Origin of the sequence: Polynucleobacter sp. es-GGE-1 (genome assembly GCF_018882005.1) — a bacterium.
In the GTDB taxonomy this organism is placed as follows: Bacteria; Pseudomonadota; Gammaproteobacteria; order Burkholderiales; family Burkholderiaceae; genus Polynucleobacter.
Genome location: NZ_JACVPE010000012.1, coordinates 1 through 22,384, shown reverse-complemented (window position 1 = coordinate 22,384; position 22,384 = coordinate 1). Strand labels below are relative to the sequence as shown.

Genomic DNA, 22,384 nt, shown 5'->3' with positions numbered 1-22,384 from the left:
TTAGTGTTAGGCCACTAATTGTTGCTGTGTCACCTTTATTGAGTGCATTCAGACTAATCGTCTGCAGAGCAAGAACTCCTGGTGTGCCGTTAGAACCAGCAGCTTGCGTAGTGACATTTGAAGAAGATAAATAGGCACTAGTACTTGGGATAGTGCTAGTGCTACCAGTAACATATATCGAGCCTTGTACACCATTATAGGTACCAGTGATTGATAAGGCACCATTGGATATTGATCCAGGCGCAAAGGTCGATGAATATGAACCGCTAAAATAACCTCCAGTGGGCGAGCTAGAGCCACTAGTCATTCTCGCAGAGAAATTATTTGCCACCGTTGTTGCATTCACAAACGTATTAGCTGTAAATGTCAGATTATCAACTCTGACAGTCTCACCAGTAAACATGTCATGAAATTGAATATTCTGTTGAGAAGAAGAACCCGCTGCACCTGTAACACCTGGTGTTGGTGTCGTTACATCGGATGAGTTTAAAGAACTTCCGGATACCGGTATGGGGGTCTTGGGCCCCGTGCTATTAGCTGTGATGTTCAGTAAACCAGAGTTTAGGGCTGATGCGTTGTAAGGAGAGTTAAACGCTGCAGTAAAACTGTTTGAGAAGCTTCCGCCTGTAAATGGTCCCGTTATTCCATTTATCTTAGACCAAAATTTAAGTGCGAGATCAGCTGCAGTAACGTTAGTATCGGCAGTAAATGTTAAGCCGCCGATAGTAGCGGTGTCTCCTGCAGCTAAATTATGCAAGGTTATTTGCTGAGTCTCATAAGAACTGGGGCTTGAACTAGCTCCGGATGCTACAACAGTTACATCAGAAGACTGCATAGTGACACCAACTGTTCTACCACTAACATCAAGAGTTCTTGCGCCAACTGAAGTTCCAGTAAGAGCTAGATTCCCCACCCCAGATGACACTGCAGTAAAACCACCAGCGAACGTATTTAAGAACGTTCCTGATGAACTATTTGTATTTGAGTTAATTTTGGCTGCAAAAATATCAGCAGCCTCAGTAGCCGTTACATTTGAGCTTGCAGTAAATGTAAGGCCTCCAACTGTTGCGCTTTGACCTGCTGCTAAAGAATGCAATACAACGGAAAACTGCGCAGCTGAAGAAGGGTCTCCAGCATTAACTATTGTTATATCACTTGCACTTAATGCAGGTCTGACAGCCGTGGAAATTGTTGCGCTTACTACTATTGCACTCATCGGCCCCACGGCATTACCATTAAATGTGACGGTGCCATTACTATTATCGACTGCATTAAAGCCACCGATGAAGCTATTAGAAAATGATCCTAAACTTCCACTCGGACTAGTACCAGAACCTATTTTGGTTGCAAAGATTGTGGCTACCTGCGCTGCAGTTAAACCAGTATTAGCAGTAAGCCTTAAACCGCCAACAGTTGCAGTATCACCAGGTGCCATCGCATTGAAACGGATAGTTTGTTGCGCATTAGTAGGCGCTACATAAGTCACCCCAGAGATATTGCTAGTGATATTGCTGCTGGTGATTGGGGATGTAGCGCTAGTAATGTTGCCGCTAACTGACACTGGGTCTCGATAGCCTAAAGGATTACTCGTAAATCTCACTGAACCATTGGTAAGATCAGTAGCGTCAAAGCCACCTATAAAACTGTTCGTGAAGTTGCCGCCTGTTGGAGTGCTACTAGGGGTATTGATTTTTTGCGCAAAGGCTGCTGCCACTTGCGCTGCACTTAAATCACTAGTGGCAGTGAATGTTAAACCGCCTACAGTTGCACTATCACCTCTCGCTAAACCATTAAAGCTGATAGTTTGCTGCGCATTGGTAGGTGCTACGTAAGTCACCCCAGAGATATTGCTAGTGATATTGCTGCTGGTGATTGGGGATGTAGCGCTAGCAATATTGCCGCTAACAGAGATAGACTGTGGTCCAGTGATAGATCCAGTGAAGATCACCGTGCCACTGCCATTATCAGATGCAGTAAAGCTGCCTGTGAAGCTATTTGTAAAAGTACCGTATGCAGAGGTGCCACTAGGGGTATTTACTTTTTGAGCAAAAACGGTTGCCACTTGTGCTGCTGTTAAGTCCCCATTGGCAGTAAATGTTAAGCCACCAATGGTTGCACTATCGCCATTAGCTAAGCCATTAAAGCTAATGGTTTGTTGTGCACTTGTAGGATTGCTGACAGTAGGTACGCCATCTACTACCGTAGTGGGAGTTAAATTTTGAGAAGCAACTGCAAAAGTAATCGCATTTAGAGCTGTTTGCAAACGGGTGATATCAATGCCCTGAATTAAAGTGGTTTGGTTATTCACACCATCGGTGCCGCTGACTACCGATAAAGTCTGATTACCAGTGAGTAAATTATTGCCGTTCAAACTGGTCGTAGCAGCAATTTGCCCAATTTGTCTATTGAGGCTAGCAAATTGAGTAAACAAATTGGTCTGATCAACTGAGTTAAATAAGCCATTAGATACTTGAGTAGCCAAACTCTGCATTTGCGCCAGAATCGATGAAATTGAACTTAAGCCTGTTTGCGTAATATCGATGATGTTGTTGGCGTTAGTGATATTGCCTTGAACAGCGTCTTGGCTAGTGGCCTGATTAGATAATTTAGCAACGACACTAGCTTGTTGCTTAGATAGTGGTTGCTTGCCATCAGCAATCTGCGTATGCGTCGCTTCAAGACGTGCCTGAACATCATTGACTGCACTTTGCAGGCTTGATGCTAAGGTTGTGATCGAATTATTCATACGAACTAAAAAACACAATAAAATTAATGGCTTAGGTAACTAAGCCATATTAATTAATAACTGTTTTTTTAATGGTTAGAAAAAAGGCACTTAATAGCCTTAATTCCTAAACTCTTTGAGAAATGCTGCTTTGATGGGGCTTTACTGCTGGGCAAAGCCTATTGAATTAGCTTGTCTTATTCAGTTAAGCAGCCAACAGATACTTCTTGTTCTTCTGGTACTTGCCTGCTCTGGAGGGCACATTGCATAGATTGCACTCGTACTCTTCGTGGAGGTCATACACATCAACCACAAACTTGCCTTTACAACATGAACAAGTTTCAGTTTTCAGAAGTTTTTGCTCTACAAAACGAATCAGTGTCCATGCGCGAATCAAACTAATGACTGGCTCATCGCTGATCGGATGGTCATCAGCCTGCTCAATGATGTGATATTGCTCAAGGTAGAGCTGATATGACTTAATCAGAGCCTGAATACCGGTCACACCAGTATTTTCTTTTAAGAAGTTGTAAATATTGAGAAATAAAGAAGAATGAATATTCGGTTGCCAGGTCAAGAACCAATCGGTTGAAAATGGCAACATGCCTTTGGGAGGCGAGATTCCTTTTAATTCTTTATAAAGCTTAGTCAAACGCTCGCGTGATAAAGAAGTGTGTGACTCCAACAACTGTAAACGCGCACCCAAATTAATTAACTGAATCGCTAATTGCAGCTGCTCAGTTTCACCAACAATGCTTTTGACTTTCATGATCTAAATTCCGCTTTCGTTATGAATATTGCAGAACTTAGGCAATGGCTTCGGCTTTTTGGCCGGCCATCAAAATAGAACTGTGGACGATAGATTGGGATAAACCCTTAGTATTTTTGGTCAGCATACCCAACATAGCAGCATCGTCAAAGCGGAAGCGCATCAGCATCATGTTGGAGCTGGCCAACTTAATCAGTTGAGAATTGCTTAAATCCCCAATTAAATCAGCGATATCCATGCTCACGCCAAGGCGGAATACAGCCTGCTCCTTGTCTGCTTGAATCATCTGTTGAGCCAGCATTAAATAATTCAGATTCGCTTCACGAATTTCTGTCATAATGCTTTCTTGTGATTTATCAATCAGTTGCATGTTCTATCTCACTTAATTTATGCGATTTAGTAGTTTCGCGATGGATGTAGTTTGCCCGACCCATTTTTTTTCTAAATGAGATAAATGCTACAAATTTAGTAAGGAAAATACTTACAAATATGTATAAAATCCAGTTTGAGTAGGGATTAATGAGCGGCAATGTCGTGCATTTGATCTTAGAAAATGGATAAAAGAATGGCTATTCAAATAGCCAGCAGAAGCCCGAGCCATCAAGCTAGAGCACACATGGAGACTAGATTTTGCATACGCCGCAAAGCATTCAAAACTTAGCCGCCAACAAAGACTTGGGTGCATTGCTCTACTGCCCTGCTCTGCAGCCCGTAAATCAAGATCAGCAGATTTACCGCACTCAATTCACAGGAAATAAAGCGTGAAGTTGTGACTATAAACAACACCAATTCTCCTGAGGATTTAAAAAATCACCACCATTTGGTGTTAGCAAGGTCTCAAGTCCTGATTGTTGAGGACAACCTCATCAATCAAACCGTCATAAAGCAATTTTTAATGCGCGCGGGCGCTCGTATTGATATCGCTAGTAATGGCCAAGATGCCTTAGCGCTATTAAAGATCAAGCAATACGACGCAGTCTTAATGGATATTCAGATGCCCGTGCTAGATGGCTTGCAAGCCTGTAAACAAATTCGAGAGCAAGAACATTTGAAGTCCTTACCCATCATTGGACTCAGTGCAGGGGTATTTGCAGATGAAGTTCAGCAATGCTTTGAACACGGGATGAATGACTTTATTAGCAAACCCATCGACCCAGACAAGCTATATCAAACATTGGTGAGTTGGATTTCGCAATTGAAGGTCTCCGATACTGATTTGCATACTTCCTATTCAAGCATGGCGCCCGATCAAGATCTTGTCGACGGCCCCCTAGAAGAACTGTCTGGATTTAACTTCAAAAAACTAGCCCTCTTGATGGCTGATATTTCTTTGACCCAGAGACTTCTAAATCTCTTTGCATTAGATTGCCGCGATTGCAGTGTGGGCCTTCAAAATGAAATTGCCATGAGTGATTACCAATCTGCACAAAGTCGCATTCATGGGTTTAAAGGATCTGCAGCTACGATTGGTGCTGAAGCAGTTTTTGCTGCCGCCGAATTTCTAGAGGCAGATTTAAGACTTGGTCAACTCCAAATGGAGAACTATCATCATTTTTTAGAGATGCTCACGACAACGCGAATCAAAGTAAAACAATATCTTGATCAATCGGAAGCGCGCTCAGAGCGCAGTACTGTCAAGCAAGATCTCCAAGATAAGCTACTGCAAGATCGCATGATTCTTCTCACTGAAGATAATGTGATCGCACAAGAGGCTCTCAAAGAATTTTTAGAAATTTTTGGGGCGAGTATTGACGTGGCCAGCAATGGTCAAGATGCTTTGGAGCTACTCAAGACCAAGCAATACGACGCGGTGTTGATGGATATTCACATGCCTGTATTGGATGGCTTGCAAGCATGCAAACTCATTCGACAACAAGAACATCTTCAGCATTTACCAATTATTGGGCTGAGTGCCAGGGTATGCGCTGATACCTCTCAGCAATGCCTTGATCATGGAATGAATGGCTGTATTGCTAAAACAGTGGACCCTCAAGAGCTAGTCAAGCAACTCGCTCTTTGGATGAACTAGAGACTTATTTATCTAGTCTTAATTTGCCACCGCTGCACGTGTAGTTCAACTCGCGCACAATCGCTGCACTAATAATTTGATTGCTTGGGTCAATGGCTTTGACATTAATCACCAGCTTATTAGGCATGTTGAGATAAGTTCCAACAATCACCTGGCTAGCGCCAACCTTGGTATTGCCAGTCTGCCCAATCTTACGAGTCAAAGACACAATACCCGTATCACTGATGCGAATATCTTTACCAAACTCAACTTGCACAACCCTCTTGCCTGGTATGCGCGCTAAATAAGTACGCATCATCTCGCTCATCACCAAGACATTCGGTTCTGCTTTGAGAGTATTGACATTCACAAAATCGGCAACGAGCAATACGCCGTATTCATCTGGGCCATTAGGATCAAACTTAGGTAACGCCGTATTCAGTTCGGTTGCCATGCCGGATACCAGCGCAGTCAAATCGGTTGCTTGCAACTTATCTTCAAACGTGAGGCATTGCGCATCACTGCGACTGGTAGTGCCACACGCTGTCAGACCTAAAAGCACGCTCAGCAAAACAACGGCTAGAGGTAAGAAGATAAAGCGAGAGGCAGGACGAATAGACATATCGATTCAGAATATCAATAAAAGTCGTATTCTACTAGTGGATGCTAGTACGATTAATTAGTGAGATTTAAGACTGTCATGGTTGGCGGTCTTGGAGGACCATCCAACAAATGCGAGATCAGACGATCAGCAGGCAACTTCACTTGGGCTGTAGACACTACCGCGCCACTGATCACCTGAATCATTCTGACGTTCAAAATCAAACCTTCAGCAGTATTCACATAAGTACCAGTGATGATGCTGCCAGTTTGTACTGGTGGCTTGAGTTGCTTGACATCTCTACTCAAAGAAAACTCACCGCTAGCTTCAATCAGAATATTTTTTCTGAAGGTAATGTCTGTAACGGACCAATTTCTTAATTGCATTTCATGCATTAAGTTTTGCGCTAAGAGACGGCCCAACTGAGAAGTCTCATTCAAGGTATTCAGAGCAACAAAATCAGTAACTACTAAGGCACGGCTTCTCATCTCTGGAGAAAGATTGCGCTCAAGCTGCTCAGCAATAAACATCGAAGCAGTATTGAGTGCCCCGGTTGATGAAGTGCTTGGTACTAAAGAAATGGGCTCATAGCGAAACGGATAAGGTGAAACTGTCTTTTCTTGACCTGGCTGGGTCTGTGCATGAGCAGAAGTGAGGCAAGTGAATGCAGTCAATAAAGTACAGGCAAAGGTGCCACACCCCATGGCGGAGAGCATGTTTAATAATAGTTTCATTGCGCAACCGATCTAGAACTTACGGTCTCAGTTGGCATCATCTTATTGACCTTGGTATCGCTATCAGGCAGTCGAACGCGATAACTCACCGGAAAATCACTGGACATTCCTGGCTGAATAATCATGACTGAATAGTAAGGCTGTGAGTTGCAATTATCACAATTGACTGCATAGGGCGAGCTCGCAGAAGTGCATCCTGAACAAATCAGAAGACTCGCAATCAATAATGAAAGATAATTTAAACGCAACATATCCTTAGCCTAAAACTTCGACACTGCTTCATTTGAATACTTCAATACCAACAAACGTTTTGACACCGCACTGCTTAATATGGCGCGCTTGTGTGGATTCCTATATTCCCTTTACGGCTCAAAATTGCGATTGATGAGGATTTAGTGAAATGAATTTTCAGAAGTCACCGATTTAATGGCAAAGCATTTTTTATTTGGCAAGGTTCCGCCTGCGCTGATTGCCCTGATCGTCCAAGGCTGCGCTTTTGTTCTGGCGGCTGCCTTATGTTGGCTTGCGATACAACTAGACTTTCATTTCCCAGGCTTTTTACCCAGTGCCTTTCCAAATCTGGCAGTTCTTTTAATAGCGCAAGGAATAATTGCCTATTTTTTAAGCATTACCTTTCGAATGGCCCATTGGTGGCGCTATATTCACCTGCTTTTTCCCTTGGCTATTTGGGTTGCGCTGGCACTAGATATTCCGACTGGCTACTTTTTGCTCGGCTTTCTGCTCACCGCAGCCCTTTTTTGGTCGGTTTTTATTACTCAAGTACCCTTTTACCCCTCCAAGCCCGAGGTTTGGAATGCCATTTCTAAGCTTTTGCCGGGTAAAAAGCTCAGAATTTTGGAAATTGGCAGCGGCCTAGGTAATTTCGCAATTCGTATGGCCCAGCTACGGCCAGAATCTTGTGTTGAGGGCATTGAAATAGCCCCTTTACCCTGGATGATGAGCGTTATTCAGTCCAAATTCCTCAGATCACCGGCTCGCTTTCGTCTTGGTAACTATGAAAAGATTAATTTTGCCAACTATGATCTGATTTTTGCCTACCTTTCGCCAGCCGCTATGCCCGATTTATGGCAAAAAGCCCTTCTAGAGATGGGTGGTGAAAGCCTCTTACTGAGTCATGAATTCCCCGTGCCCAATATTCAAGAATCCCAAAAATTGATCTTTAGCTCAGATCAACGGGAGTGCTACGTCTACAAAATGAGCCAATATCGCCCCGCTTAACGGGAAGACAGGCACCATAATCTTGCTTTATTCAGGCAATTAAATGTCGTAATTACAGGTATTCTTCTGTTATTCAGGCAAAAAGGGGCTTCTTGTGTTTGTCATCATTGGTTATGTAGTCGTTATTTTCTCAGTCTTCGGCGGATTTATGATGGCCGGCGGTCACCTTGCGGCTCTACTTCAACCGATCGAGTTATTGATGATTGGTGGCGCTGCATTTGGTGCCTTTTTAGTCGGTAATGACATGAAGACCATTAAAGCAACGGTTGCAGCCCTACCGACTGTGCTGGCTCCATCTAGTTATAGCAAAGCCCTCTATTTAGATTTGCTAGCCATGATGTTTGAGTTTTTGACCAAGATTCGTAAAGACGGCATGATGGCCATCGAAAAAGATGTTGAAAATCCTGAGAACAGTGCGATCTTCACCAAGTATCCAAAGATTATGAAAGACCATCACTTGATGGACTTTCTATGCGATTACTTACGCATGATGCTCTCCGGCAATATGGAGCCATTCCAAATTGAAAATTTGATGGATATCGATATCGAGACTCACCACAATGAAGGTCATGCAGTCTGTCATGCGATTGCAAAAATGGCTGACGGTATGCCAGCGTTTGGTATTGTTGCTGCGGTGATGGGCGTGGTTCACACCATGTCATCTGTTGGTCAAGTATCCAACAATGAACTGGGCGTCATGATTGCACACGCTCTCGTGGGAACCTTCTTGGGTATTTTGCTTTGCTATGGCTTCGTGGGCCCACTCTCTACCATCCTTGAGCAAAAACTTAACGAATCCACCAAGATGCTCCAAACCGCTAAGATCATTTTGCTGGCGAGCCTAAATGGTTACGCGCCGACAATTGCCGTGGAGTTTGGACGTAAGGTATTAAATTCAACTGAGCGTCCTGAGTTTCTTGAACTCGAAGAATATATTAAGGGCGCCAAAACGCGTTAATCCATGGCTACTAAAGAAGAAAAGCCGCTCATTGTTGTTAAACGCGTTAAAAAAGTTGCTGGCGGACATCACGGAGGTGCATGGAAGATTGCGTACGCAGACTTCGTAACGGCCATGATGGCCTTCTTCCTATTGATGTGGCTACTAGCTTCAGTCTCTAAAGAAGATTTAAAAGGTATCTCTGAATACTTTAAGATGCCAATTGAAAAAATTGTCTCCACCGGCCCTAGCACTACAGGAGCAAGCGGCATTTTTGTTGGCGGCGGTAAAGATCTCACACGTAAAGATGGTGAAGTTTCTAAAGCGGATGACAACAGCGATAAATCTCCGCAAAAAATGCTGGATGAAGAAGGTCTTAAGCAACTGAAGACCAAAGTTGAATCTGTCATTCAAGATAATCCTCAACTTAAAAGCTATAAACAACAAGTATTAATTGACATTACTGACGATGGTTTGCGAATTCAGATTGTAGATAACCTCAAGAGACCGATGTTTGCATTATCCGATGATGAGCTCCAGTCTTATGCACGCGATATTATGAAGGCCATTGGCAAGTCATTGAATGGTGTTGAAAATAAACTCACCCTATCTGGCCATACCGATGCACACCCTTTCCCTAATAAAGAAAAGTCTTATAGCAACTGGGAATTATCTGCAGACCGCGCCAATGCTGCGAGACGAGAGTTAGTGAATGGCGGCATGGATGAAACCAAACTATTGCAGGTTATCGGTCTATCTTCTGCTGTTTTATACGATAAGGCAGACCCATTAAACCCCATTAATCGCCGCATCTCGATTATTGTGATGAACAAAAAAGCTCAAGAACGCATTGAGAAAAATATGTCTATTGAGGCAGGTAATGCCGAATCAGTTCAAAAAGGCATTCAAGCAGGGGCTCCTGATGCAAAGGCAGCCGCAGTTAAGGCAACAGACACTAAGCCTGATGTTAAGCCCGCCGCTAAGCCGTAATGCTGAGCCCTAATCAGTGATACCTATCGCCTCTACTCTATACACTATTAAAAGCATTTACCCTTTCGCCTATTTGTAATAATGTAGATCATGATGACACTAAAGACCGGTCTCCCTAAGCTCCCTTACTTGCCAGTCAAAGTTGGCTTAATCGGCATGTTATTGACCGCGCTCTTGATGGCGGGTCTGCTTTTGCTCAATACCCAAAGCTGGGCACCGGAGTTCAAAATCTCTGGTAAGTCTGCAAGCTCTACTTCCGCTAAAAACACAACTCCTGACTCACCAAAAGATGAGGCTCCGGCACCTGTCGATTTAAATAAGCTCAAAGAGTTAATTGCACAAAATCGCATCTTTTTAAATACTGCTTATGCAGAAAAAAAAGCACCTGATCCTGTCTCAGAAGAAGTGCGCAATTTAGCGGACCGTGTTACTCAAGATCTCGCCGATATGAATGCTATTTGGCAATCTTATTTAGCGAGTCCTTTAAGCGCTGAAGAAAAAACATTAGCAACACAATTTACAAGCGATTTTGACAAACTGGTTAACCAATCGATCAAGCCGACTGTGGACCTTTTGCAAGTGAACTACTTATCGCAAGCCAGCGCCCTGCTCGCCCGCACCCAAGGCATGCAAACACAAGTGATGGCTGATGTAGATGCGCTCATCAAAGCCCAAGCGAGTACAAAACTCATTGCCTTACAAAAGAAAAGTGTGACAGAAGTTGCGCCTGCAGCACCTTCAGTTCCAGTAGTTGAAATAACAAATACGTCAAGTGAAGCCTCTTCAGTTAAGTCAAATGTGCCATCCTCTGTTAATGGCATGCCTACTGATAAGTTGATGATCATTACTGTTGGCATGCTGATCATGCTCAGCTTGGCACTCCTGATCTCAAGAACTCTGAAACACAGCTTAGGCGCTAGTCCTGAAGAATTAACTAAAGCTGCAGGCTATATCGCTAGTGGTCAATTGGATTACCGCATTACATTGAGCGCAGGTGACCATAGCAGTGCGATGGCAGCCATTAAAGCGATTCAGGGTGAATGGAAGCAGTTCATGCTCGATACCAGCATTTTGAATGCCGCCATGCAAGATGGAAAGTTATTGGGTCGCCGAGATGCTGATCAGCATCGTGGTGCTTTTTATGAATTCGCGCAAGAACTCAATACGACTATTGACCTGGCAATGCAAAAGGGTCAAGTCTCTGAGTCTGCGCAACGTAGTGTGCAACAAGCTCTCCAAAAAGCCTTAACACAAGCTCAAGCTATTCCCGCAGCGCTACAAAATCATGATTTGAGTAAACGTCTTGCGGTTGATAGCGAACTGGAAGAAGTTAATTTACTCAATAAAACCATGAATCAACTCCTAGATAAGATAGAAGAGCTCAGTAGCTTTGCTAAAGGTCAAGGGGTTGAGATTCAAAAGTTGGCTAAAGAGTTAACGCTTTACCATACAAGCCTCATCAAGGGCGCCGAAGAGCAAGCTCAGGTCTTGCAAAGCTCTAATCTCAAGATGCAAAGCTTGGGTGATAGCACAAAACAAAACGCTGAAAACGCCAAACAGGCTCGTCTCATGGCAGTTTCTACCTCTGAGATGGCGAATACCCTCACTGCTGAAGTAGCTCAGTCAGGAATTCCTGCTGAAAAAATGGATAGTATTCATAAGGTGGTCGAGCGTATTGCTAGCTCCACACAATATGTCGCCGATATGAGCGCCAACATCACGACCGCCTCTTTAGATCAGAGCTTGAACCTCTATGAAGTGAACAGCGCCGTATCTCAGGTAGAAAAAATTGCCCAGAAAAATGTAGAAACCATGAAAGATACGGTCCATAGTGGCGAGGCGCTCTTGCAACACGCCAACACCCTAGCCCAAACTTTTGGTCAATTAACGGTTTCAGAGCCTCAAAATGCCCCTTTGAATAACGTTTCGCCTGATACTCCAAAGAGTCCAGAAGCTGAAATTCCCCCAGCAAACCCAGCTGAAAAAGACCCTGACTGGAAGCTGTTTTAAGCCCAAATTTGGGTAAGTTTTTTACCCAAAAATCTGACTAAAACCGGTGTTTTTAGCTATCTATTGCTAATAATCCCAGTTTTAGAAGCTTGAATTAAGGGGGGTTCACCCTCCTTTTCCAGCAATTCATTTACACCCCGCTCGCTGAAAATCATTTATCAGCAAATTAATCCTTTTTAAGGTGTAGCGGTGGCAGAAGAAAGCGATTTAGAAAAATCAGAACAGGCCTCGTCGACGCGACTAGAAAAAGCGTACGAAGAGGGTGACGTTCCTCGCTCAAGGGAATTGGCGACTTGCGTCTTGCTGTTTACTGCCGGACTATCTATCTGGGGCTTAGGGTCGCACCTAAACGCCTCCCTTAAAGATCTCTTAAGTAGTGGTCTGACCTTTGATAGCAGACTAGCGTTTAACAATGAAGCAGGTCTTGGGCGCTTATCTGATCAAATCATCGACCTATTGATTGCCTTTGCTCCATTAGGCTTTGCTTTAACCATTGCCGCTTTAGCAGCGCCAGTATTGGTGGGCGGCTGGAACTTCAGTACCAACTTATTGGTTCCTAACTTTGAAAGACTGGATCCCATCAAAGGTATGGGCAATCTCTTTTCAAAAAATTCTTTAGTAGAACTGTTTAAATCTATCGCCAAGGCAACGCTCATTGGCATAGTGGCCTATTACGTTATTGCTGCTGATTTTGCAGAGCTGATCACCCTCTCACTCATTCCAGTAGAGGTCGGTTTAGCAAAGACCGGTTTATTTCTGGTGCAGTCATTTATTTTTATTGTGGGTGCTTTGGTAGCCATTGCTTTGGTCGACGTGCCATATCAGCTATATAGCTACGCTGAGAAACACAAGATGAGCCGTCAAGAATTAAAACAAGAATCTAAAGAAGGTAACGGTAACCCCGAAATCAAAGCCAAGATTCGTCAACAACAAAGAGAGATGTCACGCCGCCGCATGATGTCCAATGTGCAAAAAGCAGATGTGATTATCACCAACCCTACGCACTACTCGGTTGCCATTCAATATAAAGAAGGTGATATGCGAGCACCAATGCTGTTAGCAAAGGGTACGGATACCTTAGCGCTACGGATTCGGGAGATTGCCAAAGAACATGAAATTTTGATCCTGGAATCACCTAAGCTTGCGCGTGCGATTTACGCTAATACGGAGCTTGATGCAGAAATTCCAGAATCCTTATACCTCGCGGTTGCTGAGATTTTGGCCTTTGTATTCCAGGTCAAGAACTTCAATGGTCGCAGCGGTGCTTACCCAACTCAACCGCACAACATTGTTGTGCCCGATGAATTAGATCCTTTATCTAGCAGTAAGCAACTTGAGCTTGCATCATGAACTTCACACAATTTTTAGACTCTCTTAAGAGCCTCAACAGCAAGACGGTTGCAGGTCCTATCATCATTGTGTTGTTGCTAGCCATGATGATTTTGCCGATACCGGCAATTGGCTTAGATCTCTTATTCACCTTCAATATTGCCTTGTCTATTTTGGTATTGATGATTGGCCTACAAACTTCCAAGCCTTTGGATTTTTTAGCCTTTCCAACAGTACTCTTAATCACCACCATGTTACGCCTGAGCTTGAACGTGGCTTCTACCCGCTTAGTATTAACGGAAGGTCATACCGGTCCTGCAGCGGCTGGTAAGGTGATCGAAGCTTTTGGCCACTTCCTAATTGGTGGTAATTACGCCGTTGGTATTGTGGTCTTCATTATTTTGACCATCATTAACTTTACGGTGGTTACCAAAGGTGCTGGTCGTATTGCTGAAGTGGGTGCTCGTTTTACTTTAGATGCAATGCCAGGTAAGCAAATGGCGATTGATGCTGATCTCAATGCAGGCTTAATTGGCCAAGATGAAGCCCGCAGTCGCCGCGCTGAAATTGGTCAAGAAGCAGAGTTTTATGGTGCTATGGATGGTGCCTCTAAATATGTGCGTGGTGATGCGATTGCGGGCATCCTCGTCATCGTCATTAATATTTTGGGCGGCCTGATTGTCGGCATGCTCCAGCATGATTTGAGCTTTAGTGATGCGGTAAAAAATTACACTCTGCTAGCCATTGGTGATGGCTTAGTCGCGCAAATTCCATCGCTCATTATTTCTGTTGCTGCTGGTATTGTGGTATCGCGTGTAGCCAATAATCAAGATATTGGTACGCAGTTGACCAAGCAACTCTTTACTAATCCCAAGGTTCTCAATATCACTGCCATCATTATTGGCGGCATGGGTCTCATTCCTGGTATGCCCAATTTGGCATTCCTATTGCTTGCAGCCACCCTTGGCGGTATTGCTTACTCATTGAAAAGTCAAACCAAAAAACTGCTGGAGTCAGAGACAAAAGCCAGCGAAGAAGTGGCGCAAGAGTCTATCGATGCGACTTGGGATGATGTTATGCCAGTTGATGCTTTGGGTCTTGAAGTCGGCTTTCGCTTAGTGCCGCTAGTCGATGCACGCCATGGTGGCGATTTGATTAAACGGATCAAGGCCTTGCGTAAAAAGTTTGCTCAAGATGTGGGTTTCTTAACCCCGCCTGTGCATATTTGTGACAACCTAGATCTCAAGCCTTCCGCCTATGTCATCAAACTCAAGGGCGTTGAAATTGCTAAAGGCGAATCTCACTACGGTCAGTTCTTAGCGATCAACCCTGGCAATGTCACCGGTGAATTACCTGGTCCCGTCACTTCAGACCCTGCTTTCGATTTACCAGCTACTTGGATTGATCACTCACTACGCGAAGAAGCACAAAGTAAAGGCTATACCGTTGTAGACGCCAGCACCGTAATTGCTACTCACCTAAATCATGTGGTGGGCATGCATGCTTCAGAGCTATTAGGTCATCAAGAGGTTCAACAATTAGTGACCTTACTCGGCAAAGAGTCGCCTAAATTGGTTGAAGACCTGATTCCAAAATTACTCACCATCTCAGTAGTGCAAAAAGTACTGCAAAACCTCTTGGCTGAAGGTGTCACGATCCGCGATATGCGCACCATTATGGAAACGCTGATTGAATACGCACCCCACACTCAAGATCCCGCTGATCTGACTGCCAAAGTCAGAGTGAAATTGGGTCGCGCGATTACGCAGCAACTCTTCCCTAACAGTAATGAGATGTCAGTGATTTCATTAGAGAACAATCTTGAGCGTTTATTGATGCAAGCAGTCACGGGTTCTGGTGACAATAGCTCGATTGAGCCAGGTATTGCCAAAACCCTTGCCAATGAGGCGAATGAAGCTGCCAAAGAGCAAGAGAGAAACGGACATTCTCCGGTATTGCTCGTTGCTTCACCCTTACGCGCTACCTTAGCCAAATTTTTGAAGAGAGTCACGCCTAACTTACGTGTGCTGTCTCATGAAGAATTACCTGATTCTAAAACTATCCGTGTTGCCAACTTAATTGGAGGTTCAGTATGACCATGAAAAAATTTCTAGCCAAAACGACTCGTCAGGCTTTGATGCAAGTCAAAGAAGAGCTTGGTGAAGATGCTACCATTATTTCTAATCGTTCGATTAACGGCTGGACCGAAATTTTGGCACGCAGTGAATCGATCACCCTTCCAGGCTCCAAGCTACTCGACAGCGTCAGCAGTGCTAAGGAAAAGGCAGAAAAAGCCTTGCAAGCTAAAAAGGTACAAGAGACCGTTGATTTACTTAATGGTAGATCTACCTCTAAGGTGACCCCCCCTCCTGTGGAGTTGACTACTTCTCATGAAGAAGTCATGGCACCTAAAGAGCAGTCTGTAGAGATCATCAACCATCCACAAATTCAAGGGATGCTCAAAGAGATGCGCGAGATGCGCAACCAGTTTCAGGCACAGTTAGAAACCCTCTCTAATAGCACCCTCGAGTTCAGCCCAAATAAGCGTGATTTGATGAGCCAGTTTTTATCTGCTGGCTTTAATTTAGATTTAGCTAAACGGGTGATTAGCAAACTACCGTCTGATTTTTCAGCTAAAGAAGCTAAACCTTGGGCAATGAACTTGCTCGCCAAGAATATGCAAGTCCTAGAAAATGAAGCGGAGATCATGAATCAACATGGTATCTATGCTTTGCTTGGGCCTACTGGCGTTGGTAAGACCACGACGATCGCCAAAATTGCTTCACGCTTTGTCCTCAAACATGGCAACCAAGACATTGCCTTAGTGAGCACCGACACCTACCGTATTGGTGGCCATGAGCAATTACGCATTTATGGCAAGATTTTGGGTGTAGAAGTGTTTGCCGCTAAAGATGCCCAAGAATTGCAACAAACTTTAGAGAAGTTGCAAGACAAGAAACTCATTCTGATCGATATGGCAGGTTTGAGCCAAAAGGATAAGATGGTTAGCAGTCAGCTCGATATGCTCTGCGAGGCATCACGCGATATCAAAAAAATCATTTGCTTAAATGCCAGCGGTACCTTAGATACCCTCAATAATGTTAGTAAGGCGTTTGCTGGCAGAGGTTTAGATGGTTGCATCATCACTAAGGCAGATGAAGCCATTGGCTTGGGAAGTGTGATCAATGTCATCTTGCAAAACAAGCTCAAAGTACTCTATCTCACTAATGGTCAGCGCGTTCCAGAAGACATTTCTCTGGTAGATAAAATCGCTTTGATTGAAGAAGCCTTCAAACAAGAAGACTCCAGCGATCACCTCTCGATTGTCAGACCAGAAGACTTGCCCGCTTTTTTCAGCAAATCTAGCGTAATGACATTAGGGCAAGCACAATATGCTTAATCCACGCGATCAAGCAGAGGGCCTCAGACGAATTTTGATGCCCACCAAGGCTTGTGCTATCAAAAGCTTGGGTGCGAGGCTAGCTCAAGGTAAAGGTTACCTATTGCCCGATTTGGTCAAGGAAATCGATAGGAGCAATATCCACTTTATCGATATGAGTCTGGATCACACCCAAGAGCTGCCCCTAGCCCTCTTGAACCAGCATGAAATCGTACTCAAGTTGGCGCAAAGCTCAGAGTCTATTAAGCGTGCCTTTGGGATCATCAAATTATTGGCGAAAAGCCCTGAAAACCGGGTCTTTGGGATCATCGTGAGCGCCCAAAATCCTGAGACTGCGAAGACCGTCTTTCGCAACCTCAAGCATGCCAGTCGGGCTTTTTCACAGATTCAACTAGAGATCATGGGTTTTAGTACACTTAGCAACAGTTGGGTAAGCCCAGTCGTCATGGACTCATCCCCTGTAGTGACACGCATGATTACTAGAGACCCTATTTTTACTACCCAATTTGGTATAGCCCCTACTCAATAAGATCATGTACAAGGCCGACGGAAAAACAGACCAGAAAGAAACTCTGGTCCATCAATACGCCGACCTGGTCAAGAAGATGGCTTATCAGATCAAGGCCAAATTACCGGCTAGTGTGGAAGCAGATGATTTGATCCAAGCGGGCATGATGGGTCTATTAGATGCCGCCGGTAAGTACCAAGATAATCAAGGTGCCCAGTTCAAGACCTATGCGACCCAGCGCATTCATGGGGCGATCATGGATGAACTGCGTAATGCGGACTGGTTGCCTCGCAATGTTCGCAAACAAATGCGCGATGTTGAAAAAGCGATTGCTAGCTTGCAACAAGCCCTTGGCAGAGCTCCTTCAGAAAGCGAAGTTGCCAAAAAGCTCAAGCTTGATATTGCCGATTACTTTCAGATGTTGACTGACTGTAGTGGTCATCAACTCATTTATTTTGAAGATGTCCATAAGGGCGAAGAAGAAGATCACTTCTTAGATCGCTTTATTCAGAATAATAAAAGTGATGTCATTAATGGCTTACTGTCCAAAGACTTTAAAGAAGCCCTGAAGCAGTCGATTGACGCCTTGCCAGAACGAGAAAAAATGTTGATGGGCTTGTATTACGAACAAGAACTCAACTTAAAAGAAATTGGCGCTGTCATGAGCGTCACTGAATCCCGTGTTTCCCAAATGCATAGCCAAGCAGTCGCTCGGATACGCGCAACCTTAAAAGAGAAATTATGGACTGGGCCAGCCTAGGCGGTATTGCACTTGCACTCATTGGTATTTTGATTGGTCAATCGATTGATGGTGGCAGAATTGGATCCCTACTCCAGCCTTCAGCCTTTTTTATTGTGACCTTTGGCACTTTTGGTGCGGTCTTACTGCAAAGTCGCCCCGTTAATTTTCGTAGTGGCATTGCCAAACTCAAATATGTCTTTGTAGAGCCTATTGATCAGCGCACTGCTTTGGCAATGGAAATTTCTCACTGGAGCATGGTAGTCAGAAAAGAAGGTGTCTTAAAGTTAGAAAACTTTATGGTTGAGACGCCCGATCCTTTTGTGAAAAAGATTCTCCGTTTAGCTATTGATGGCGCCCCACCGCAAACCATTAAAGAAATTGGCGCCAATGATATTTATCAATATGAACTACATGAGCGTAATGCGATCAAGATTTGGGATTCTGCGGGTGGTTATGCTCCCACGATTGGTATTTTGGCAGCAGTGATGGGCTTGATCCATGTGATGGAAAACCTATCTGATCCGACATTGCTGGGTAGCGGCATTGCAATCGCCTTCGTATCAACGATTTACGGTGTGGGCTTAGCTAACCTGGTGTTCATTCCGATTGCTAATAAACTCAAAACCCTATTGCAACTTGAGGTCTCAAAATACGAGATGTTAGTTGAGTCCTTAGCATCGATTGCTTATGGCGAACATACCAAGGTGATAGAGGACCGTTTGTCTGGATACCTCCTTTAAAAATCCTCCCTTAAAGCGACGTAAACGCCCAGAAGATCACGAACACCATGATCGCTGGTTGGTATCCTACGCCGATTTCATCACCCTGCTCTTTGCCTTTTTTGTGGTGATGTACGCTAGTTCAAGCATTAATGAGAAAAAGTACGATGCCTTGTCCAATTCACTGATATCGGCTTTTGCGCCAGTACAAACGACTGAGGGTGATAGCAAAATCAATACCAAAATAAAGCCTAGTGGAGAGATCGCAGGGACTCAAACTGAATCAAGCCCTATCTTGATTGACCCCCTGGGTCTCATTAGACTCAAACGTGACATGGCTTTTATCAAGCGGGAGAAGATGAATCGGGTTGAAAAAGACCTGACTACGGCTTTAAAACCGCTGATTGAAGATGGCAAGATTGGCGTCATGCAAACCTCTAAAGGCGTACGCATCGACATCATTGACAGCTACTTATTTAGCCCTGGCTCAGCCAGTGTCACTAGCCCTGCGGCGCTCAATACGCTTGCGCAAATTGCCCCTATTCTGGCTAAAAGTGATCAAGCGATTGATATTGAAGGTCACACTGATAACCAACCCATCAATACCAAAGCCTTCAACTCTAACTGGGAGCTCTCCGCCATCAGGGCGACTACTGTTCTCAATATCTTGAATCAAAAAGGCATTAGTGAGGCACGCTTGAGTGCAACCGGATTTGGCTCATCCAGACCAATAGAGTCCAATGACACTGCGGCGGGTAAAGCAAAAAATAGAAGGGTCTCTATTTTGTTATTAAGTGATTCTGGTCAACAACCAGGCTCAGATATTACGCCTGATAAATTAGCCCAACCAGCGACAGTTCCTCAGACTCAGCCCATGGAAACCAAGAGTCAATAAAATAGTGATGCAAGAATCATTTGTAACTGCAGAAACACACTGACGCTATAATCTCACCCTATGTCATTTCTCGATCTACTCGGCCCCCTCCTCTTTGTCATTTTGATCATCATGGTGATCGGTATTGCTGCTTTTGTGGTCAAGCTGAGTGATGCGATTGATAAGCAAGAAAAAGTAATCAAAACTATATTTAGAATTATTGAGGAAAATCAGGCTGAAGCCCGTAACGCCATTGATGCCTTTGAATCAACCCGTGAAAAAGTGGTCAGTGTCAGCACCCGCGTAGAAAGTGTCGAGTTTGAACTAAAGGGTATGCGGGACAAAATGAAAGAAATGGCGATCAAAAAATAAAGCTGAACTATAAGTTCTTTGCCTTTCTAATTGATCGGCGACTAGCTTAATCAAGAGAAAATTGCTCATTTCAAAAATTGATCTCCGCCAGTCATCATGTACTTACTCGCTGATAGCAAAGCGCTTGATTGAGAGAGAGGCTTAGCTTCTTTGATTCTAGCCATTAAGGTAAATATCGAACCATTTAGCGCGCACCCTCTTGCTTGTCTACAATAAATGGGTCCATGCCCTCTACGATTAATACACCACCCAAGGCTTGTAATACCCTGAGAATATTTTCCAATCTCAGCGTAGGTTTACCCGCCTCCAGTTCAACGATGAACCTTACCCCCACGTTAGCGGCGAGTGCCAATTGTGGTTGAGTCAATTTCAAACGCCTACGAGTTTCACGGATCAGACTACCTAAATCTGTTGAATTTTGAATGGATGTGCTCATAAATATTTCCTGTTCGGGAAATTTTAATCAAATATGCCTATTTTTTTCAACATAATTTCCTGATCGGGAAATTTATAGATTATTTGCTTAAAATATAGGCATATATTCCCGATCGGGAAATATTACTGTATATCACCACTAAGTAATAGTGAATAACTCACCAATTTAATAATGGCCATCAAGATGCAGTTTGTTGAGAGTCTAGCCCTCAATCTTGCGTCTCATGAAGAGGTCATTTCCAGACTCATCCTGAATAACTGCAATGAGCCTGTTCACATCACCAAAATTTGATAGGCAATAAGTAGCCGTCAATTTCTCTGCTGAGGGCTTGTTTTGATGAATCCGTAGTGATTTTCTCTTTGACCAAATGAATCAACATGTCAATCACGAGTGCTCTCACCTCATCTGGGTGCCAAACATTCATACGATCTGTGAATGAGGATAAAAAATTCTTGCCATTCAGACCCCGTAATCCAGGGTGTAAATTTTCTGAGACTTCAATAGTCGTTGCCAGGGATTGCATGGCATTACGGTTACCAGAAAACTGGGTGTTAAAGGTTCTGCATAATCTTTCAATGAGCTCGGATTCGGTTAAAGCAGCCATACAGGGTCCAGTTTTAATAGTTTTGAATACATTACATCTGAATAGTCATGGCATTATGACATCTTCTAAAATGAAGCGGTATCTCAGGACTTTATAGCCCAAATCCCATGAAAACCAGCGCCTCCAAAATCAGGGTAGCCGACAAACGAGCTGCCCGCCTCTTATGCCAGGCTTTTAATGATGCGATGCGCAGTGGGGCTGAATACAAGGCTGCTTTGGTAAAGATGATGGATGGTCAAAAATCGCTGATTCCGGAGCTCAGGTCCCTGGACTCCAAAAGCGTCTTGGCAGCCTCGAATCTGCAAGTCAATGTCATGTTTCCGAATGAGTTTCGTAAAAATGCCATCCAAATGATTACCTTTCTTTTGTATAAGCATATCAACCCCAATCTCGGTGGCGCAGACCGTTTTATATTGGAAGCGTTTATTGATGAGCAGTTGCTGCCACTCAAAGAGTGGGTGCAATGAGAACAACTTACAATAGAAAAACAAGTTTGAATATTTTGTTAAGCGTACATTTACATGGAGATGGATTTTTTTAACTTAGCAGGGCTATTAATTAATTTGACGTAAGCAAATTAAACAATCGTCAATCCTAATTAATTGGAATAATAAAGAATCTTAAAAGCAAATATGACGGCGCATCTTCACTGGCTCATACCGGGTAAATATAACAGCATTTCAGATCTAGAAAACTCAAACCTTGCAAGCGTAAGAATGAGGGCAGCAATTGCTGTGCACTCTATTTTAGGAATAGGCAATAAAGTTACAGTCACATTCGGCGACATCATCCCCCAACAAACCTCTTTATTAATTATTGGAAAAATAGGCGGTGATTGCAGTCAAGTTGGAAGGGACCTATTATGGCTACAGCAGCTAGAAAAACTCAATAAATCTTGTGTAATAGCGCTCGACTATACAGATAATCACTTAGAATTCGAAACGGTAATGGGCCATTTTTACAGGAAAGCATTACGATTCATAAAGATAATAATTACCTCTTCTGATTATTTAGCACTGAAGGTACATTCCACTAATAAAGAAATTTATACAATAGATGATCCAATAGAAATTGAAATTACTACAGCACGGCCACACTGTAGTACTCCGCCTAGAATTTTATGGTTTGGACACTCCACAAATGCAGTATATTTAGTCGATTTTATAAATGACAATCTATGTGAATTTGAAAACCTAGAAATGGATATACTCTCTAATGAGCCTGGATTAACATTAATAAGTAAATCAGTTAGAAATCCTGACCTGTCCTGGGATTTTCAGACCAAAAGCTTTTAGAGATAATGACTCCTTCAACCTAAGGAGCAGGTATGAAGAGAGTACGGTTTTCAGACGAACAGATTGTTCGGATATTGCAAGAGGCAGATCGT

General features: G+C 43.6%; 23 protein-coding genes. 15 read left to right on the top strand and 8 right to left on the bottom strand.

The features are described 5' to 3' along the window. The 3 genes from ICN35_RS10780 to flhD form a co-directional block, all read right to left on the bottom strand. On the bottom strand, nt 1-2,746 hold a 2,746-nt coding region (locus tag ICN35_RS10780; protein ID WP_216127521.1), incomplete at its 3' end, for a hypothetical protein. Nucleotides 2,747-2,930: 184 nt separating this feature from the next. Then, nucleotides 2,931-3,494, bottom strand: a complete 564-nt coding sequence (gene flhC / locus ICN35_RS10775) for a flagellar transcriptional regulator FlhC (protein WP_088525986.1) — start codon at nt 3,492-3,494, stop codon at nt 2,931-2,933. A 37-nt stretch (nt 3,495-3,531) separates the two neighbouring features. After that, nucleotides 3,532-3,864, bottom strand: coding sequence for a flagellar transcriptional regulator FlhD (gene flhD / locus ICN35_RS10770; protein WP_088525987.1), 333 nt, complete (start codon nt 3,862-3,864; stop codon nt 3,532-3,534). 399 nt (nt 3,865-4,263) lie between these two features. Between flhD and ICN35_RS10765 the strand changes: the two genes are divergently transcribed. Further along, nucleotides 4,264-5,523, top strand: coding sequence for a response regulator (locus ICN35_RS10765; protein ID WP_216127520.1), 1,260 nt, complete (start codon nt 4,264-4,266; stop codon nt 5,521-5,523). A gap of 4 nt (nt 5,524-5,527) precedes the next feature. On the opposite strand, the gene ICN35_RS10760 is transcribed toward ICN35_RS10765, so the two are convergent. From ICN35_RS10760 to ICN35_RS10750, 3 genes are read right to left on the bottom strand one after another with little or no spacing between them, the layout of a single operon-like run. Further along, nucleotides 5,528-6,124, bottom strand: coding sequence for a FlgO family outer membrane protein (locus tag ICN35_RS10760; protein WP_216127519.1), 597 nt, complete (start codon nt 6,122-6,124; stop codon nt 5,528-5,530). Between the two features lie 53 nt (nt 6,125-6,177). After that, complete coding sequence (locus ICN35_RS10755; RefSeq protein WP_216127518.1) at nt 6,178-6,837, bottom strand: FlgO family outer membrane protein; 660 nt, start codon at nt 6,835-6,837, stop codon at nt 6,178-6,180. Continuing rightward, nucleotides 6,834-7,088: a hypothetical protein gene (locus ICN35_RS10750; protein WP_088525991.1), complete on the bottom strand. Its 255-nt coding sequence runs from the start codon at nt 7,086-7,088 to the stop codon at nt 6,834-6,836. The genes ICN35_RS10755 and ICN35_RS10750 overlap by 4 nt, the downstream gene beginning before the upstream one ends. Nucleotides 7,089-7,263: 175 nt before the next feature. Here ICN35_RS10750 and ICN35_RS10745 point away from each other — a divergent pair, with 175 nt between their 5' ends. The 12 genes from ICN35_RS10745 to ICN35_RS10690 all read left to right on the top strand — a co-directional run bounded on the left by ICN35_RS10745 (nt 7,264) and on the right by ICN35_RS10690 (nt 19,957). Next, complete coding sequence (locus ICN35_RS10745; protein ID WP_216127517.1) at nt 7,264-8,076, top strand: bifunctional 2-polyprenyl-6-hydroxyphenol methylase/3-demethylubiquinol 3-O-methyltransferase UbiG; 813 nt, start codon at nt 7,264-7,266, stop codon at nt 8,074-8,076. Nucleotides 8,077-8,170: 94 nt separating this feature from the next. Then, a complete protein-coding gene (gene motA / locus ICN35_RS10740) occupies nt 8,171-9,034 on the top strand; it encodes a flagellar motor stator protein MotA (RefSeq protein WP_088525993.1) in 864 nt (287 codons plus the stop codon). Between the two features lie 3 nt (nt 9,035-9,037). Then, the gene (gene motB, locus ICN35_RS10735) at nt 9,038-10,003 is read left to right on the top strand and encodes a flagellar motor protein MotB (protein ID WP_216127516.1); all 966 of its coding nucleotides are present in this window, start codon (nt 9,038-9,040) and stop codon (nt 10,001-10,003) included. Between the two features lie 90 nt (nt 10,004-10,093). Next, nucleotides 10,094-12,013 (top strand): Tar ligand binding domain-containing protein, encoded by a 1,920-nt coding sequence (locus ICN35_RS10730; RefSeq protein ID WP_216127515.1) that lies wholly within the window; start codon nt 10,094-10,096, stop codon nt 12,011-12,013. Nucleotides 12,014-12,202: 189 nt separating this feature from the next. Continuing rightward, nucleotides 12,203-13,363 (top strand): flagellar biosynthesis protein FlhB, encoded by a 1,161-nt coding sequence (flhB, locus tag ICN35_RS10725; RefSeq protein WP_216127513.1) that lies wholly within the window; start codon nt 12,203-12,205, stop codon nt 13,361-13,363. Further along, on the top strand, nt 13,360-15,438 hold the full coding sequence (flhA, locus tag ICN35_RS10720; RefSeq protein WP_216127512.1) for a flagellar biosynthesis protein FlhA: 2,079 nt from the start codon (nt 13,360-13,362) through the stop codon (nt 15,436-15,438). The genes flhB and flhA overlap by 4 nt, the downstream gene beginning before the upstream one ends. Then, nucleotides 15,435-16,742 carry a flagellar biosynthesis protein FlhF gene (gene flhF, locus ICN35_RS10715; protein ID WP_216127510.1) on the top strand — a complete coding sequence of 436 codons (1,308 nt, stop codon included), beginning with the start codon at nt 15,435-15,437 and terminating at the stop codon, nt 16,740-16,742. The genes flhA and flhF overlap by 4 nt, the downstream gene beginning before the upstream one ends. Beyond that, nucleotides 16,735-17,271 carry a hypothetical protein gene (locus tag ICN35_RS10710; RefSeq protein WP_215320222.1) on the top strand — a complete coding sequence of 179 codons (537 nt, stop codon included), beginning with the start codon at nt 16,735-16,737 and terminating at the stop codon, nt 17,269-17,271. Before flhF ends, ICN35_RS10710 begins: the two co-directional genes overlap by 8 nt. A gap of 4 nt (nt 17,272-17,275) precedes the next feature. Further along, nucleotides 17,276-18,010, top strand: coding sequence for an RNA polymerase sigma factor FliA (locus ICN35_RS10705; RefSeq protein ID WP_216127509.1), 735 nt, complete (start codon nt 17,276-17,278; stop codon nt 18,008-18,010). Continuing rightward, nucleotides 17,992-18,732 (top strand): flagellar motor protein, encoded by a 741-nt coding sequence (locus ICN35_RS10700; protein ID WP_088526002.1) that lies wholly within the window; start codon nt 17,992-17,994, stop codon nt 18,730-18,732. Before ICN35_RS10705 ends, ICN35_RS10700 begins: the two co-directional genes overlap by 19 nt. Then, nucleotides 18,716-19,606, top strand: a complete 891-nt coding sequence (gene motD / locus ICN35_RS10695; protein ID WP_216127523.1) for a flagellar motor protein MotD — start codon at nt 18,716-18,718, stop codon at nt 19,604-19,606. Before ICN35_RS10700 ends, motD begins: the two co-directional genes overlap by 17 nt. Before the next feature lie 60 nt (nt 19,607-19,666). Then, entirely contained in the window at nt 19,667-19,957 is a 291-nt protein-coding gene (locus ICN35_RS10690) for a hypothetical protein (protein ID WP_088526004.1), read from the top strand. 184 nt (nt 19,958-20,141) lie between these two features. Here the strand turns inward: ICN35_RS10690 and ICN35_RS10685 are convergent, their stop codons facing one another. Both ICN35_RS10685 and ICN35_RS10680 read right to left on the bottom strand, forming a co-directional pair. After that, the gene (locus tag ICN35_RS10685) at nt 20,142-20,393 is read right to left on the bottom strand and encodes a helix-turn-helix transcriptional regulator (protein WP_216127508.1); all 252 of its coding nucleotides are present in this window, start codon (nt 20,391-20,393) and stop codon (nt 20,142-20,144) included. A 277-nt stretch (nt 20,394-20,670) separates the two neighbouring features. Continuing rightward, nucleotides 20,671-20,997, bottom strand: coding sequence for a hypothetical protein (locus ICN35_RS10680; protein ID WP_112294526.1), 327 nt, complete (start codon nt 20,995-20,997; stop codon nt 20,671-20,673). Between the two features lie 107 nt (nt 20,998-21,104). Here ICN35_RS10680 and ICN35_RS10675 point away from each other — a divergent pair, with 107 nt between their 5' ends. Together ICN35_RS10675 and ICN35_RS10670 are read left to right on the top strand one after the other, a co-directional pair. Beyond that, the gene (locus tag ICN35_RS10675) at nt 21,105-21,464 is read left to right on the top strand and encodes a hypothetical protein (protein WP_216127507.1); all 360 of its coding nucleotides are present in this window, start codon (nt 21,105-21,107) and stop codon (nt 21,462-21,464) included. A gap of 165 nt (nt 21,465-21,629) precedes the next feature. After that, nucleotides 21,630-22,292 carry a hypothetical protein gene (locus tag ICN35_RS10670; protein ID WP_216127506.1) on the top strand — a complete coding sequence of 221 codons (663 nt, stop codon included), beginning with the start codon at nt 21,630-21,632 and terminating at the stop codon, nt 22,290-22,292. Nucleotides 22,293-22,384 lie beyond the last annotated feature (92 nt).

Coding starts and splice junctions, on each gene's coding strand:
- flhC (WP_088525986.1), bottom strand. CDS start 3,494: ATGAAAGTCAAAAGCATTGTTGGTGAAACTGAGCAGCTGCAATTAGCG.
- flhD (WP_088525987.1), bottom strand. CDS start 3,864: ATGCAACTGATTGATAAATCACAAGAAAGCATTATGACAGAAATTCGT.
- ICN35_RS10760 (WP_216127519.1), bottom strand. CDS start 6,124: ATGTCTATTCGTCCTGCCTCTCGCTTTATCTTCTTACCTCTAGCCGTT.
- ICN35_RS10755 (WP_216127518.1), bottom strand. CDS start 6,837: ATGAAACTATTATTAAACATGCTCTCCGCCATGGGGTGTGGCACCTTT.
- ICN35_RS10750 (WP_088525991.1), bottom strand. CDS start 7,088: ATGTTGCGTTTAAATTATCTTTCATTATTGATTGCGAGTCTTCTGATT.
- ICN35_RS10745 (WP_216127517.1), top strand. CDS start 7,264: ATGGCAAAGCATTTTTTATTTGGCAAGGTTCCGCCTGCGCTGATTGCC.
- motB (WP_216127516.1), top strand. CDS start 9,038: ATGGCTACTAAAGAAGAAAAGCCGCTCATTGTTGTTAAACGCGTTAAA.
- ICN35_RS10730 (WP_216127515.1), top strand. CDS start 10,094: ATGATGACACTAAAGACCGGTCTCCCTAAGCTCCCTTACTTGCCAGTC.
- flhA (WP_216127512.1), top strand. CDS start 13,360: ATGAACTTCACACAATTTTTAGACTCTCTTAAGAGCCTCAACAGCAAG.
- flhF (WP_216127510.1), top strand. CDS start 15,435: ATGACCATGAAAAAATTTCTAGCCAAAACGACTCGTCAGGCTTTGATG.
- ICN35_RS10710 (WP_215320222.1), top strand. CDS start 16,735: ATGCTTAATCCACGCGATCAAGCAGAGGGCCTCAGACGAATTTTGATG.
- ICN35_RS10705 (WP_216127509.1), top strand. CDS start 17,276: ATGTACAAGGCCGACGGAAAAACAGACCAGAAAGAAACTCTGGTCCAT.
- ICN35_RS10700 (WP_088526002.1), top strand. CDS start 17,992: ATGGACTGGGCCAGCCTAGGCGGTATTGCACTTGCACTCATTGGTATT.
- ICN35_RS10690 (WP_088526004.1), top strand. CDS start 19,667: ATGTCATTTCTCGATCTACTCGGCCCCCTCCTCTTTGTCATTTTGATC.
- ICN35_RS10685 (WP_216127508.1), bottom strand. CDS start 20,393: ATGAGCACATCCATTCAAAATTCAACAGATTTAGGTAGTCTGATCCGT.
- ICN35_RS10680 (WP_112294526.1), bottom strand. CDS start 20,997: ATGGCTGCTTTAACCGAATCCGAGCTCATTGAAAGATTATGCAGAACC.
- ICN35_RS10675 (WP_216127507.1), top strand. CDS start 21,105: ATGAAAACCAGCGCCTCCAAAATCAGGGTAGCCGACAAACGAGCTGCC.
- ICN35_RS10670 (WP_216127506.1), top strand. CDS start 21,630: ATGACGGCGCATCTTCACTGGCTCATACCGGGTAAATATAACAGCATT.